This is a genomic window from Psychrobacter sp. (assembly GCF_030457785.1).
Classification (GTDB): domain Bacteria; phylum Pseudomonadota; class Gammaproteobacteria; order Pseudomonadales; family Moraxellaceae; genus Psychrobacter.
The window spans coordinates 1-14,738 of record NZ_JAKDUI010000039.1; the positions used below are offsets into that span (position 1 = coordinate 1).

10 protein-coding genes are annotated in these 14,738 nt (G+C 44.5%); 6 read left to right on the top strand and 4 right to left on the bottom strand.

The features are described 5' to 3' along the window. Nucleotides 1-224: 224 nt before the first annotated feature. The 3 genes from L0J61_RS03480 to L0J61_RS03490 all read right to left on the bottom strand — a co-directional run bounded on the left by L0J61_RS03480 (nt 225) and on the right by L0J61_RS03490 (nt 4,271). Entirely contained in the window at nt 225-1,691 is a 1,467-nt protein-coding gene (locus tag L0J61_RS03480; protein WP_301464928.1) for a YdiU family protein, read from the bottom strand. 207 nt (nt 1,692-1,898) lie between these two features. Next, nucleotides 1,899-3,077 (bottom strand): fatty acid desaturase, encoded by a 1,179-nt coding sequence (locus tag L0J61_RS03485; protein ID WP_301464936.1) that lies wholly within the window; start codon nt 3,075-3,077, stop codon nt 1,899-1,901. A gap of 465 nt (nt 3,078-3,542) precedes the next feature. Beyond that, the gene (locus tag L0J61_RS03490; protein ID WP_301464929.1) at nt 3,543-4,271 is read right to left on the bottom strand and encodes a glycerophosphodiester phosphodiesterase; all 729 of its coding nucleotides are present in this window, start codon (nt 4,269-4,271) and stop codon (nt 3,543-3,545) included. 516 nt (nt 4,272-4,787) lie between these two features. On the opposite strand from L0J61_RS03490, the gene L0J61_RS03495 reads away from it, so the two are divergent. Continuing rightward, nucleotides 4,788-5,723, top strand: a complete 936-nt coding sequence (locus tag L0J61_RS03495; protein WP_301464930.1) for a hypothetical protein — start codon at nt 4,788-4,790, stop codon at nt 5,721-5,723. A 265-nt stretch (nt 5,724-5,988) separates the two neighbouring features. Here the strand turns inward: L0J61_RS03495 and L0J61_RS03500 are convergent, their stop codons facing one another. Further along, complete coding sequence (locus L0J61_RS03500) at nt 5,989-6,585, bottom strand: cob(I)yrinic acid a,c-diamide adenosyltransferase (protein WP_301464931.1); 597 nt, start codon at nt 6,583-6,585, stop codon at nt 5,989-5,991. Between the two features lie 196 nt (nt 6,586-6,781). On the opposite strand from L0J61_RS03500, the gene cysS reads away from it, so the two are divergent. From cysS to pdxH, 5 genes are all read left to right on the top strand, one after another. Further along, nucleotides 6,782-8,242, top strand: coding sequence for a cysteine--tRNA ligase (gene cysS / locus L0J61_RS03505; RefSeq protein WP_301464932.1), 1,461 nt, complete (start codon nt 6,782-6,784; stop codon nt 8,240-8,242). 177 nt (nt 8,243-8,419) lie between these two features. After that, on the top strand, nt 8,420-10,453 hold the full coding sequence (locus L0J61_RS03510) for a mechanosensitive ion channel family protein (RefSeq protein WP_301464933.1): 2,034 nt from the start codon (nt 8,420-8,422) through the stop codon (nt 10,451-10,453). A 385-nt stretch (nt 10,454-10,838) separates the two neighbouring features. Then, nucleotides 10,839-12,311, top strand: a complete 1,473-nt coding sequence (gene guaB, locus L0J61_RS03515; RefSeq protein ID WP_301464934.1) for an IMP dehydrogenase — start codon at nt 10,839-10,841, stop codon at nt 12,309-12,311. 258 nt (nt 12,312-12,569) lie between these two features. Next, entirely contained in the window at nt 12,570-13,943 is a 1,374-nt protein-coding gene (gene glmM, locus L0J61_RS03520) for a phosphoglucosamine mutase (protein ID WP_301464935.1), read from the top strand. 57 nt (nt 13,944-14,000) lie between these two features. Next, a complete protein-coding gene (pdxH, locus tag L0J61_RS03525; RefSeq protein ID WP_301464937.1) occupies nt 14,001-14,654 on the top strand; it encodes a pyridoxamine 5'-phosphate oxidase in 654 nt (217 codons plus the stop codon). The last annotated feature ends 84 nt before the right edge of the window (nt 14,655-14,738 follow it).

The window sequence follows — 14,738 nt, forward strand, 5'->3', positions numbered from 1 at the left end:
ATGTTTCAGTCTCTCAGTTTATTTAACGATAATAAACTGAAAGCATATCGTCATTAACAGGGGTATCGTCGGCGGTTTAAGATCAGGCCAAAATAGCAATACAGCAAAAATGTTATTCTAGCATTATTGGTAATTCAGTGCCTAGTAAATGGGCCAAATATCAGCCTAAATTGCAAAAATTTGTCGAAATATCTTTGAAAATGGAATTAGATGATTTTGTTGCATTACGATGAGCAGCTAATGGGCTTCTGTGGTGCATTTGGGCTAGGCGGTGTCGTATCCAAGTCAGTCGCGATGTCTTGTATGCTAAATGGATTGGCAAGCAGTTCAAATACTCGGTTTACTTCTTCAAGCTGTCCTTGTTCTGCGGCCGTAATTGCGCGCTGTGCCATGCTGTTGCGTAACACATAAACAGGGTTGTGGTTTTTCATAGTCTCGATGGCACTTTCTACTGATAATGACTGAACCTGGGCAGTGTAGCGTGTTGACCAGTCTTGCCAGACGGTTTGCGCTTCTTCATCGAGTTCGGCAATTAAGGTTGTCAATAGCTGGCGTTCATAAGGGTGTTCATCTGGTGAGATGAGACCCAGTAAGGCGCGGAAGCTGTTGGTATAGTCGAGCAAGTTGTCTTCTAGTAGAGTCAACCATTCAAACGCTAAGGCTAAGCTTTCACTCTGGTGTGGCAAGCCAAGCTTTTGGCACAGTCCTTGTTGATAATACTGCATGAAAGTGGCTTCGTAAGGTGCAAGACACTCTGCCAATGTGTCACGCGTGATTCCCTCTAAGCGCATAAAGTGAGGTAGCCAAACGTTTAAGTTCCAATGACCGATAGCAGGTTGGTTCTGATAGGCATAGCGTCCTGTATAGTCTGAATGATTATTGATCCAAGACGGATTGAAGCGCTCCATAAAGCCAAAAGGACCAAAATCTAACGTGCTACCAGTGATAGATAAATTGTCAGTATTCATCACTCCATGTGCGAAACCAATCAACTGCCAGTCAGCGATCATGCGTGCCGTACGCTCTACCACTGCGGTCAAAAATGCCAATACTGGAACGTCACTATCGCGGCATTCGGGGTAATAGGTGTCAATCATATAATCCGTGAATTCGCCAAGCAAGTCTGGGGCAAAGCTAGCGATCCATTCCACATGACCGAGGCGGATATGGCTGTCCGCAACGCGCATCAATGCTGCACCTGACTCCATGCTCTCACGCCTTACACGTGTATCAGAAACCACAAAGCCCAGTGCATTCGACGAAGGTATACTGAGCTGATTGAGTGCGTGACCACACAAATATTCGCGAATAGTACTACGTAACACCGCGCGCCCATCTCCCATCCGCGAGTAGGGCGTCAGGCCGATACCTTTAAGATGTAAGTCTTGGGGTTGTTCGTTGTTGTCAATAACTTGAGCCATCAGTAAACCACGCCCATCACCCAGCTGTCCTGCCCATTGGCCAAACTGGTGACCGGCATAAGCCATTGCTAGCGGTTTGAAACTGGCTGGCACGTACAGACCACCGAGAATGTCTACCCAGTTTTCCATGAGTTCATTATCATCTGTCCAACCCAACTGCTGCGCAACTTGGGTATTGAAGTGACCGTATCGTGGGTTTTCTAGCGGTGTTGGTGGCTGTTCATGATGAAGACGCGTGTCAAGGTTGACGTAGGTATTGTTATAACGCATACGAGCCGTTCCCGTTTTTTAATATATAAATTATAGTTAGTCACTATAGCATAGCCATTGTATGACATTGTTTCGCTCTGTGTTTCGCTCTATCCGTCTCTTATAAATTACCAACCAAAACAAAAAAATCCCTCTATCTAGTACAGATAGAGGGAAGGAGGAAACTAATGATAAAGAGGGAAATGTAATAACCCCAGATAAAGACCCTTAAGCGGCTTTTTTACTTAACCCGATGGAGCGGAAGGCTGTTTTAAGGTTAGTATTATGCTCAAGGATTTTCTGTTCGATCTTGGCATAGTCATGCTTTAGCTTGTCATCAACTTCGTGCAGGCGATCAGCATATTCCGTCTTTTTCATCTCGATGGTTTTGGCTTTTAATGCCTGCCATTCTTCAACCGTTTGCATGAAGGCTTCGTATTCAAACTTGATACGATCTTGGAAGCTCTTCATCGCGTGAGGAATATCAAGGCCGCTCTCTGTTGCTGTATCGATTTCTTGTCTTGCTTTTTTGAACTGCATTTGTACTTCAGCATGTTTGATAGTCGTATCATCAACCAAACGCAGGTCAGTGGTCAGACCAACTTTCGATAAACCGGCAATGAGCCATTTGGTTGGGTCATATTGCCACCATTTCACACCGTTACGATAATCGTATTGGAAGAAGTGATGGTAGTTATGATAACCCTCACCCCAAGTAAATATGGCTAAAAAGAAATTGTCACGCGCACTGTTGGTATCGGTATAAGGGCGTGAACCAAACATGTGGCATAGTGAGTTGATGAAGAAAGTAAAGTGATGAGTCAGCACCAAGCGCAACAAACCAGCGAGAACTAAAGTGCCCCAAACATCACCTAACAACCAACCAACGGCTGCAACCATACCGACATTTAGTGCTAGAACCCACAAGCCATAATACTTGTGCTGAATCTGTAGCACTTTGTCTCTGGTCAAGTCAGGAATATTTTTGTAGTCAAACTTACCACTAGGGTAGTTGCGTAGCATCCAACCGATATGACTGAACCAAAATCCTCGTTGTGCAGAGTAAGGATCGTCTAGACGGTCATCAACATGACGATGATGGGTACGGTGTCCAGACACCCAATCAAACGCTGAACCCTGAACAGCCAAGGTTGAGCCCAGCAATAAGAAGTTTTTGACGATCGGGTGTGCTTTATACGCACGATGCGCAAACAGACGATGATAGCCTGCAGTAATACTCAGACCAGTCCAAACCATAAACCCGCCAAACACGCCCCAAACAGGCGCGCTGACATCATGGGTATATAAATACCACGGTGTGATGACAGCGGCAGCGATCGGGGTGGACATCAAGACTGCTGCTGGAATCCAGTTGATCGGTGCCTTGGTAAATGCAAACTCGCGCATGTCGATGCTATCTGCTTGAGAGGCATCGGCTTGTGCTTCGGTGTGGGTGTAGTTGCGTTTGGCAACTGGCTGCTCATTTAGTGAGCTCTTTGCTCTGTTTTCATCGAGACGCGCTTTAAAGCGTGCCACTTGAGTGCTAGCGGTTTTCGTGAGCATGTCGCCAGATTTGATAGCGAAACGTAAGCCTTTAAGCGGTAAGCCAAGTGCTTTTTTTGCAATCATACAATATTCCTAACGGTATTTATATCAGCCTCTATAGTACCTTAAATCGGCAATAAAGTGAACACTCATACACTATAAAAACATTGCTAAATAACAATAACTTGTATTAATTATAGTGCGTATTAGTCAAAAATAACGAGTACGTATAAGGTGTTAGGTAAAAGTGTAAGTATTACCACGGTGTGTAGGTGATTCTAGTCAAATCAGTAAGTAGCTGAAACTCATGGAACCTCGATAACCACGCTATCTTGTGAGCAAACGACTGGGGAAGTCAGTGATAATGACGTCGGTTTGCCATTCTATCAGCTGTTCAATCGTTGCTAAGTCATTAACTGTCCAAGCACTGACTGGTAAGTGCTGACGATGGAAATGCCCAATGATAGACTGACTGAGGAGAGGGTAATGAATCCCCAGTTGGCGACAACCTAGCTGAGCAGCAGTATCGGTCGCAGTAATCAGCGCTTCAGGGGTGCGAATGAGCAAGCCGCGAGGGTTGTTTTTGAGCGCTGGATGGCGCTGTAGGCGAATATGCAGCTCGGTATCAAAGCTAGTCAGTACGATAGGCAAGCTGGCTAATGATGTGTCAAGTAGATCACGAGCAAGCGCTTGGATCAACCCAGCGTAGTCAGTGCGCTCATGTGTCTTGACCTCCAGCTCAATCGCAGAAAAGCCCGTTAAGGCAGGTGCTATGTCGACTAAGGTAACGAGGGGGTGTCCACGTTGCAGATAACGTCGAATTTCGGTGATATTCAGCTGATCAATGCGTGATTGTTGTCCGCACATGCGTGTGAGGTCGTCGTCATGAAATACCACTAAATGACCATCAGCGCTCAATTGTACATCAAGCTCAACACCGGACAGCCCTGGCAGTTGTAAGTTCTGAGTGTGTTGAAATCCGGAGAGTGTGTTTTCTAACACTTCGCCCCGAGCACCTCGATGACCTAACAAAAGGCTGTTTTTAACGCTTATCATAGTAGACGCCAGTAGCTGTTTTTACAGGTCATAATATCCTGTCCATGTAGTTGCGTCTAATGAAAGTTGTGATTGTTTTTGATGTTGCTAGTTCTGGTGTCCTTGGTCGTGATGCCACAAGTTTTAATGGCGCTAGGTTTTAATGGTACCAAGTTTTGATGTGACAAGATTCGACGATATTGGCTAATAATGAAATTAATTTTTTATCAGTCTAAGGTGTGTTCTCAATTCAATTGATAGTCATCTAAATGGGTTAAAAATGGCTAAATTTTGCCAAACGGCGTTAATCATCAAGATAATAAAATATGTCATTGTTATGTTTTTGAAAACAAAAGCAGGTTTTATACCCATTGATGAGCATTATTTGTATACCGATAGACTACATTGGTGACCATTGGCTTGAAACACCGTATAATAATTGAGTTTTCAAACCGATAGCAATTAAGATTGCGGTTTGGATCTTAATCACTGTCCGTCAGTGGCGGTACGAATCAGTAAATTGGGAGCAAAATACATATGAGCGTAGCAAATAAGAGTTTTAGCAAGTGGCAAAAAGCTGCTGGTATTGGCATGATATGTGGTTTAGCGCTTGCAGGTTGTGATCGCTCAGAAACAGAAGACACAACACAAGAAGCAGAACTCACGGAGCAGGACTCAGAGTCTAGCGAAAATGCTGCTGCCACCGCTGTGAGCTGTGATGACCCAATGGTACAAGACCGCCTAAAAACGACTCTAAAAAATACGCTCAGCCAAAACGCACAAACGCTAGCAGCTGATTATGCCAACGAAGCAGAGATTAATATCGCTAGTGGCACAGTCGCTGACAAGGCTAGAGGCATCGTGATTGATATACAAAATGCAGCGGTACTACAAGAAGCCAATAGCAACGGCATGACCACCTGTCAAGCAAGCGTTAGTATGACCTTGCCAAGCGAAGATCTGTATCAATCTAGTCAGGTACAATCTGCTAATAACCAGCCAAGCTTGCAGTCTCGTTTAGCAGAGAATAATATCCGCAGTAATAACAATATGCTTGTCGATGATGCGTTTACTTATGTCGTTGGTACGCAAGGCGGTCAGGTGCGTACTCGTATCGCTGGACAGCCTGCTTTGATAAATGTGGTGTCTGATGTCATGGCCGGATCTGCATTTCAAGCGGCAATGAATGAAGCTAGCGCTGAAAGAGAGGCTGAGCGCAGGGCAGCACAAAATGAGCCAGCCCCCACTCGTGAGCCTAGAACAGTAGAACCAATTGAGCCAATTCAACCTATTGAACCTGCCACACCGCCAAGTAGCAACAATCAAAGCAGTTCAAGTAATAGTCAAAGTAGCTCAAGCAACAATACTACAGCAGCTGCACCAGAGCCCAGTGAACCAGCAGAGCCAAAAGAGGTGCCTCAAGATGAAAGTATTGATATGGTTATCATCGAAGATGACAGTGCTACATATTAAATAGTACAACTAAGAAAGTAGCTGTTACGAAATTACTTAGTCGTTTGATAGCTTCTCATTGAGTTACTACTCATGATTAAGCAATCAATTCAAAAATGCCCGCAGATCTTATGCCGCGGGCATTTTTTATACTAAGATATAAAACTGAACTCTCAGTCTCACGAGTATGTATGATTGTAAAAAATCACGGTGGCGAGAAAATATAGCTGAGCTTTGAGACCCGAGACATCAAGAGATATTAAAAACTGGGCGATGGTGCTGTACATTATTGACCGTCAGGAAGATTTTGCAGCACTTTGCTGTCCCACAATACTTCAGATACTTGCTCGGGGTCTGTGCAAAAACGGGCAGCGACAAATAGCCAGTCAGATAACCGATTAATAAAACTTACCGCTGTGCTGCGTATTGCTTGCGGGCGATCTTTCTGTAATAAAACTGCTTGGCGCTCAGCACGTCGGCAAACACTGCGTGCCACATGTAATTGACTGACCAACAGTGAGCCTGTCGGCAAAATAAAGTCTTTTAACGGTGGTAACGTCGTGTTCATCGTATCAATCTGTTGTTCTAACCACTCAATGTGGCTTGCATTGACGCCTTCGTATTCTGGCATAGCAAGCTCGCCGCCAATATTAAACAATAGGTGCTGAATAATCACCAAAGCTTCAGAAAAACTGTCACTGATAGACGATTTTTCATTTTGCTGTAGTTGAGCGCGTACCAAGCCGATATGGGAGTTAAGTTCGTCAACATCACCCATCACGCTAAATAGATGGTCTGCCTTGCTGACGCGGCTACCGTCTGCCATGCCAGTGCTGCCATCATCTCCTGTTCGTGTATATATTTTACTTAAGCGATTGCCCATGTCTGAATCCTTGTTTATTTTATGATTGAATGAGGTTAGTTGCGCACTCATTGTAGTATTTTATAGCCGTTTTCGCTAAGATAATGGGTTAAGTTGTATATTACGGCTGCTTTATTATTCAAAGAAGCACTGACTACGTCTGTGCTTATCAATTTTACCTGATTATATCGAAATTATACCAAAAGGCTTTTTAACTATGACCACACCATTTGCCGATGCGATGTCCCAACTGGCCATTTATGATTCACTCACTGGTGGTAAGCGCCAGTTTGTACCACTAAAAGCAGGACAAGTAGGCATGTATGTGTGTGGCATGACCGTTTATGATTATTGTCATATCGGCCATGCTCGAGTGATGGTTGCTTTTGATATGGCGGTGCGTTGGCTGGCACAGCTGGGCTATGAGGTTAATTATGTGCGTAACATCACTGATATCGACGACAAAATCATCGCACGAGCTAGCGAAAACGGCGAAGATATTAGCACCTTGACGCAGCGTTTCATTGAAGCGATGCACGAAGATGCAAGTGCGCTCGGTTGCCAAATGCCAGATGCAGAACCTCGCGCAACCGATCATATTGATGAGATGCAGCAAATGATTGAGACTCTAGTCACTGGCGACTATGCTTATGCAGGTGACAATGGTGATGTTTATTATGCGGTTGATAACTTTGAGGGTTACGGTAAGCTCTCTAAGCGTAACCTCGATGACATGCAGGCAGGATCGCGCGTCGATGTCGAAAACGACAAGCGTAGTCCGTTTGATTTTGTGTTGTGGAAGGCAGCAAAACCTGATGAACCACAATGGCAATCACCGTGGGGGCAAGGGCGTCCAGGTTGGCATATCGAATGTTCTGCGATGTCGACTAAGTGCTTGGGCAGTACCTTTGATATTCATGGCGGTGGTCATGACTTGCAATTTCCTCATCATGAAAATGAGATAGCGCAGTCTGAAGCAGCGACTGGTTGCGAGTATGCTCGTAACTGGATGCATGTCGGATTTATCAATGTCGATGGCGAAAAAATGTCCAAATCGCTAGGTAACTTCTTTACTATTCGGGACGTAATGGCAAAATTTCATCCAGAAACGGTCAGGTTTTTCTTGCTATCGAGCCACTATCGTAGCCAAGTGAACTTTTCGGACAGTGCGTTGGATGAAGCGCACAATAGCCTGAGTAGGTTATATAATGCATTAAAATTGGCCGAGCAGCTAAAAGGTCAAAGCCTGAGAGTCGATGATCAAATAATAGAAGATGCTTATAGCAGTGTGGCTGGTCAAGCGTTCATCCAAGCCATGAACGATGACTTTAATAGCTCAACGGCTATTAGCGTATTATTTGGACTGGCACGTGATATTAATAAGGCTGTTAAAGCGGAGGACGTGGATAGCGCATGGAAATTAGCAGAGCAGCTCAAAGCGTTGTCACAGGTACTGAATATACTACAGCAGCCAGTTCAGCAGTTCTTGCAAGCGGTGGTTGGTGATAAGGCGGATAGCGGGTTAGCTGATGCGGCTATTGATGCTTTGATCGTTGAGCGTGCAGATGCCAAAACCAACAAAAACTTTGCTCGTGCAGATGAAATACGCGAGCAACTAAAAGATGCAGGGATCGAGCTTGAAGATAGCCGTGCCGGCACGACATGGCGCCGAGCATAACCTGAAGATTAACAGAATCTATATACATATAGTCATAAACTAAGTCAGCGTTAGGCTGGCTTTTTTGTAGAATAAACTGGGACAAATCCTCATTCTAAAAGAATATCTCGGATATAAGACTATTATTTGAAATAGTTCTGGTATGTAATTATCACGTAAACCATTGGTTGTCGAAACATGAATAACTCTTTAACAGATGTGACTGCTGGTCATAGCATAACATCCGATACTACTATCATGGAGAGCTTTGACGAGGCCACTGATTATCGTAAGCTGGCATTTAATAGCTTGTGCCGCAACGCATGGCGATTGGTGTTGGCGGTTTTGGTTGTAGTGACCAGTGCTATTTGTTTGCCAGTGCATTCGGCAAATGTGACTCAAGAACGAAACAGCGACACTTATGAGCAAAATAGTAGCGCACAAAATGCCGCCGAGCCTGATACGCTCACTGAGTATGCCTCTGAAAAAATTGATACGGTAGAAGAAGGTGAGATCAGTATCTCTAGTATTGCGGAAGAGGCCTTTGACCCTGTTGAGAGCAGCACAGTAAGGCAGGCAGGTGAGCTACAAGGTGATGCGGGACTAACGGGTGAATATCATGAAAGCTATTACATATTAGATGAACTCAATGTTGGTTTGTCGCCGTTATCAAAGCCACCAAACCTATCCACGCCACTAGCGACTGTAGAATTCTTCCAATCTGCAATTATGAAGCAGCAATATGACTTGGCTGCTTATGCCTTGAATATGAATCTGATCGATGAGGAAGAACAGCGCACGCGTGCGCTCGATTTATCAAGGCAATTGGATTTTTTGCTATCTGAAAGGGATTTGTATGTTTTCGATGACTTGCCAGATCGTCCAGATGGGTTGATAGAGCCGCCATTAGGCAGTAACAACAGCATATTGGGTATTGCTAGACGTTCCATTCAGCTTGGGTATATTGATTACCGAGAGCGGCGTGTGCCTATATATTTACAGCGTGTGAGAGTTGGAGATGACGCACCTGTTTGGATGTTTTCTGCACAAACTGTGGGTAATATAGACAATTTATATGAACAGTATCACCCTACTAGGTTTGCGCGTTTTTTGCCGAGCTGGTTAAAAATAGAATTGTTTAGCATCGCGTTGTGGGAGTTCCTATCGTTAACGTTGTTTTTCTTGCTGACGACCGGATTGGGGTGGTCACTTAGTAAAATAGCGGGACGAGTCATCAGCCGCTTCATTGATGATGAAAAGTATAGCAACTATGTTGGTAGCGCTCATGGTGTGGCAGATCTCGTTAGCAAGCTGACGGTACCTTTAACTTTTACCATCAGCTTTTCTTTAGTATTTACCCTGGTTTCTGGTGGTTTCCCTTATTTAGATGCCATTGCCTCTTCGACTCGTCCGTTGATTTGGATCGGGTTGGTTTTTAGTGCCTCATGGCTTGGTATTCGAATCATTAACTTCTTTGCCAATCGTTACCAAAGCCTGCAGATTGAAAATCTGGCTGAAGAACACTTCGACGAAGAGCGCCGTCGCCGTACTTATGTGTCGATATTTCGCCGTGTTTTCATCTTTGTCATGATCTTGGGCAGTATTTGGATTGGTTTGAGTGAATTTACCAATATGGCAGGTCTTGGCAAGACTTTGTTGACCTCAGCTGGTATCGCTGGCGTGGTTATCGGTATTGCCGCGCAGCCGATATTAGGTAACATCATTGCTGGAGTGCAGGTGGCAGTAACCCAGCCGGTAAGGATTGGCGACAGTGTGATAATGGATGGTAACTTTAGCACCGTTGAAGATCTCCGTTACACCTACGCGGTACTGAAAACATGGGATGAACGTCGGTTAGTCGTGCCGATGCGTGAACTGATTACTGAAACTGTAGAAAATTGGTCACATACAGAAGTACATCAAACCTGTCCGGTGTTTTTGTATGTTGATTATGGCGCAGACATTGACGCCATTCGCCAGCAATTTATATCGATAGCCAAAGACAACAAACTTTGGGACAACAAGACTGAGCCTGAAATGTTTGTCGTTGAGGTGACTGCAAATAGCATTCACTTGCGTGGTGCCGTTTCAGCGATAGGTCCTATAGAAGCATGGACGCTGGCATGTGAGGTACGTGAGCAAATGCTGAACTATCTGTACCAAACGCAAAAAGAGTATCTACCCGTTGAGCGCCTTATTGTTAAAGATGAAGACAAACAGAGTAGTGAGTGAAATGTCTGTTTCATATTTAAGATAATGGTTAATGTTGATGAATCGGGTAGGTGATGATTCGAAAAACAACCTGATAAATAACTGTGCGGTTTGCTTGCTTATTTGTTATAATATGGCGTTATTTTTAAGGGATAATTAAGCGATTAAGAGTAGAAGTGTGCTATATTTTCTTAGACTCACAACGCATAAATCAATGGCAGTTTTCGAGTACCTCTGTTTGTTTAATGACAAATAAATACTGAGTCATTGCTTATTATCTAACGCGCTATGTTGTAAGGCCTATAGCAAGTGAGGTCTGCACAGCATGAAGTCATATCGATGATCTCGGTTGATTGTCTTATTGCGAAAATCCCACCCATCAAAATAACCACCACTAGGGGTCTGTATGTTGCGAATTGTCGATGAAGCCTTAACCTTTGATGATGTTCTGTTGTTGCCAGCTTATTCTGAAGTCCTGCCAAAAACTGCTAATCTGACTACCCGTTTGACCAAAGAAATCACGCTCAACTTGCCGCTGGTTTCTGCTGCGATGGACACAGTGACTGAGTCTGAAATGGCCATAACCATGGCACAGCTCGGTGGTATGGGTATCTTACACAAAAGTATGGATATCGAAAAACAAGCCACTCAAGTGCGCCGCGTCAAAAAGTTTGAAGCAGGTACAGTTGTCGATCCGATCACTGTGCACCCAGAGATGAGCATCGGTGAGTTGCTGCGCTTGACTCAAGATAATAATATCTCAGGCGTACCAGTGGTAGAAAAAGGTACAGACAAAGTAGAAGGTATTGTTACGCATCGTGATTGGCGTTTTGAAACCAATTTGTCCTTACCCGTCAGTAAAATCATGACGCCTAAGGATCAGCTGGTTACGGTACATGAAGGCGAAAGTAACGAAAATATCAAACGGTTACTACACGAGCACCGTATCGAAAAAGTTATCGTCATCGATGATAATTTCCGTCTAAAAGGTCTCATTACGGTCAACGACTTTGCTAAAGCTGAAAATAATCCAAACGCTTGTAAAGATAGTCATGGTCGTTTGCGTGTCGGCGCGGCTGTCGGTACAGGCGCAGACACTCAAGCTCGCGTTGAAGCATTAATTGCCGCTGACGTTGATGTGATTGTTGTAGATACTGCACATGGTCACTCGAAAGGGGTGATTGATAAAGTTTCTTGGATCAAAAAACACTACCCACATGTTCAAGTCATCGGCGGTAATATCGCGACAGGTGATGCTGCGCTAGCATTGCGTGACGCTGGTGCTGATGCCGTCAAAGTGGGTATCGGCCCTGGCTCTATCTGTACCACACGTATCATCGCCGGTATTGGTGTGCCACAGATTTCGGCTATCGACAATGTCGCTAGTGCATTGAAAGACAGTATTCCGCTGATTGCTGATGGTGGTATTCGTTTCTCAGGTGATATGGCGAAAGCCATCGTCGCTGGCGCTTCTTGCATCATGGTGGGCTCTTTGATGGCGGGTACAGAAGAAGCGCCAGGTGAAGTTGAACTGTTCCAAGGTCGTTATTACAAGGCATATCGTGGTATGGGTAGCCTTGGTGCGATGTCAGGATCAAACGGTTCGTCAGACCGTTACTTCCAAGACGCCAAAGATGGTGTGGAGAAGCTAGTACCAGAAGGTATCGAAGGTCGTGTTCCTTATAAAGGCCCAGTTGCTGGTATTGTTAATCAGTTGGTTGGCGGATTGCGTTCATCGATGGGTTATACTGGTTCTGCAACCATCGAAGATATGCGCACAAAACCTCAATTTATTAAAGTAACTTCAGCCGGTATGAAAGAATCACACGTCCATGACGTGCAAATTACCAAAGAAGCGCCGAACTATCGAGTAAATTAGTCCGCGCAAAACTTTTGACTGTCACGCTATACAGTGGATTGCAGAGTTTTAGTGATGTTATGATACAATCAGCCAACAATGCCTCGTTATTGTTGGCTGTTTTTTTTGTAAAATACTAGAGCGCTTACAATATTAAAAAACATGCATTAATAGTGCGCTAGTCGAATGGACAACACGTCTTATCATAGATAATTATAACGAATAACATGCCAGCATAGATGCTTGGCCTTTTAATTTTAGATGTGAGGAAGATAGATAATGAGCTACTTCGGTACTGACGGTATTCGTGGAAAGTTTGGTGAGTCACCGATTACACCTGATTTTATTTTAAAACTAGGTTATGTAACGGGACAGGTGCTGATGGATAATAATAACAATCCATCGCGCAAACCAAGTGTGCTGATCGGGAAGGACACTCGTCTATCGGGTTATGTGATCGAAGGAGCTTTGCAAGCAGGTTTTAATGCAGCGGGTGTCGATGTTCATATGCTAGGTCCGTTGCCGACACCTGCTATTGCCCATTTGACTCGTAGTTTTAATGCTGATGCGGGCGTTGTTATTTCAGCCTCACACAATCCATATTACGACAATGGCATCAAGCTTTTCTCTGGAGATGGTAAGAAGCTAACGGACGAGATGCAAGCTGATATTAACGACAAACTGACTGCAATTATGAGTGCTTCTGAAGCCGATAATGACACCGTCATGCCCATTCTTGAGCCTGCTAAGTTAGGCAAAAACAATCGCATCAATGATGCAAAAGGTCGCTATATAGAATTCTGTAAAGGCAGCTTCCCTTATCAGTATGACTTGAGTCATTTAACTGTTGTTGTCGACTGCGCGAATGGTGCAGGTTATAGCGTCGCCCCTCGAGTCATGCGCGAGTTGGGGGCGAACGTGATCGCTATCAACAATACACCTGACGGTATCAATATCAATGCTGACTGCGGATCGACGCATCCCGAGGGGTTGCAAAAAGCAGTACTTGAACATGGTGCAGATGTTGGTATTGCTTTAGATGGTGATGGTGACCGTATTGTCATGGTTGATGAAGAAGGCAACTTGCTCGACGGTGATGGTATTTTGTATGTACTTGCTACCCAAGGGCAGACGAAGGCCAAAGGGGTGGTCGGCACCCTAATGAGTAATATGGGTCTGGAATTGGCATTGAAAGCAGCTGATATTGGGTTTACTCGTGCAAAGGTAGGCGATCGTTATGTAATGCAAGACCTTGAAGCCAATGGCTGGATATTGGGTGGCGAACCATCTGGGCATATCTTATGCTTAGACAAAAGCCGTACCGGCGATGCCATTATTGCAGGTTTGCAGGTGTTGGCAGTTATGCAGGCTCGTGGTCGCGCATTGAGTGATCTTGTCGAAGGGTTTGAGGTGTTGCCACAAAAACTGGTGAATGTGCGTTTACCGCAAATGAAAGATCCTTTTGAGTACGAGGCGCTGGTTGCGGCATTCGATAAAGCGCAAGCCACCTTAGAGGGACGCGGTCGCCTTCTCATCCGTCAGTCAGGTACAGAGCCCATGATTCGAGTGATGGTTGAGTCAGATGACGAGATAGAATGTGATGTGATGGCAAACGATTTAGCCGATCATATTAAAGCGGTATTGAGCGAATAATGTATTGAGCTCATAATAGATCAGACAATGATATTACAATGAGGAATCACCATGAGTATGGATTTTACTGATCAACGTTTGTCGTATGAAAAAGGTGAACTAAGTCAGCAGTCAGTACCAACGTCACCATTTGAATTGTTAAATGTTTGGATGGATGAGGCGATAGAACAAAAGATACAAGAACCTTATGCCATGAGTCTGGCAACCTGCGGTTCTGATAACAAGCCTAGCGTTCGTATTGTCTTGCTACGTGAGATTACCGATACAGGTATTGTTTTTTATACTAACTACGAGAGTGCCAAGGGTCAAGATATCGCAGAAAACCCTAACGCAGAAGTGCTGTTTTTTTGGCATGAGCTTGAGCGCCAGATTCGAATCAGTGGCAGCATTGCTAAAATAGAAGCTGATAAATCTGCCGCATATTTTCAAAAACGCCCACACGATAGTCAAGTAGGCGCTTGGGTTAGCCAACCACAAAGTGGTGCGGTTGCGAACCGTGAAGTGATGGAGCGTAAATTTGAGCAATTACAAAGTGACTATGCTGCAAGCACGCAAGTACCAACACCTCAGTTTTGGGGTGGTTATGAGATTACGGTTGACAGTATTGAGTTTTGGCAAGGCCGTGCCAACCGTATGCATGATCGTATAGTCTATACTAAAGAGAGCGCTGATGGTTCAGAACATTGGGAGACCAAACGTCTGTTGCCATAACTGCTGATGAGCATAAGCTCTTATACAGAGGTTTTAACATTTTACCGCAGAAATCCCCTACCTCTAAGGTAGTGGGATGAATGC

Excerpts from the sequence above, each read along its gene's own strand:
- cysS (WP_301464932.1), top strand. The coding sequence starts at position 6,782 with ATGACCACACCATTTGCCGATGCGATGTCCCAACTGGCCATTTATGAT.
- guaB (WP_301464934.1), top strand. The coding sequence starts at position 10,839 with ATGTTGCGAATTGTCGATGAAGCCTTAACCTTTGATGATGTTCTGTTG.
- pdxH (WP_301464937.1), top strand. The coding sequence starts at position 14,001 with ATGGATTTTACTGATCAACGTTTGTCGTATGAAAAAGGTGAACTAAGT.
- L0J61_RS03490 (WP_301464929.1), bottom strand. The coding sequence starts at position 4,271 with ATGATAAGCGTTAAAAACAGCCTTTTGTTAGGTCATCGAGGTGCTCGG.
- L0J61_RS03480 (WP_301464928.1), bottom strand. The coding sequence starts at position 1,691 with ATGCGTTATAACAATACCTACGTCAACCTTGACACGCGTCTTCATCAT.
- L0J61_RS03485 (WP_301464936.1), bottom strand. The coding sequence starts at position 3,077 with ATGCGCGAGTTTGCATTTACCAAGGCACCGATCAACTGGATTCCAGCA.
- L0J61_RS03495 (WP_301464930.1), top strand. The coding sequence starts at position 4,788 with ATGAGCGTAGCAAATAAGAGTTTTAGCAAGTGGCAAAAAGCTGCTGGT.
- L0J61_RS03510 (WP_301464933.1), top strand. The coding sequence starts at position 8,420 with ATGAATAACTCTTTAACAGATGTGACTGCTGGTCATAGCATAACATCC.
- glmM (WP_301464935.1), top strand. The coding sequence starts at position 12,570 with ATGAGCTACTTCGGTACTGACGGTATTCGTGGAAAGTTTGGTGAGTCA.
- L0J61_RS03500 (WP_301464931.1), bottom strand. The coding sequence starts at position 6,585 with ATGGGCAATCGCTTAAGTAAAATATATACACGAACAGGAGATGATGGC.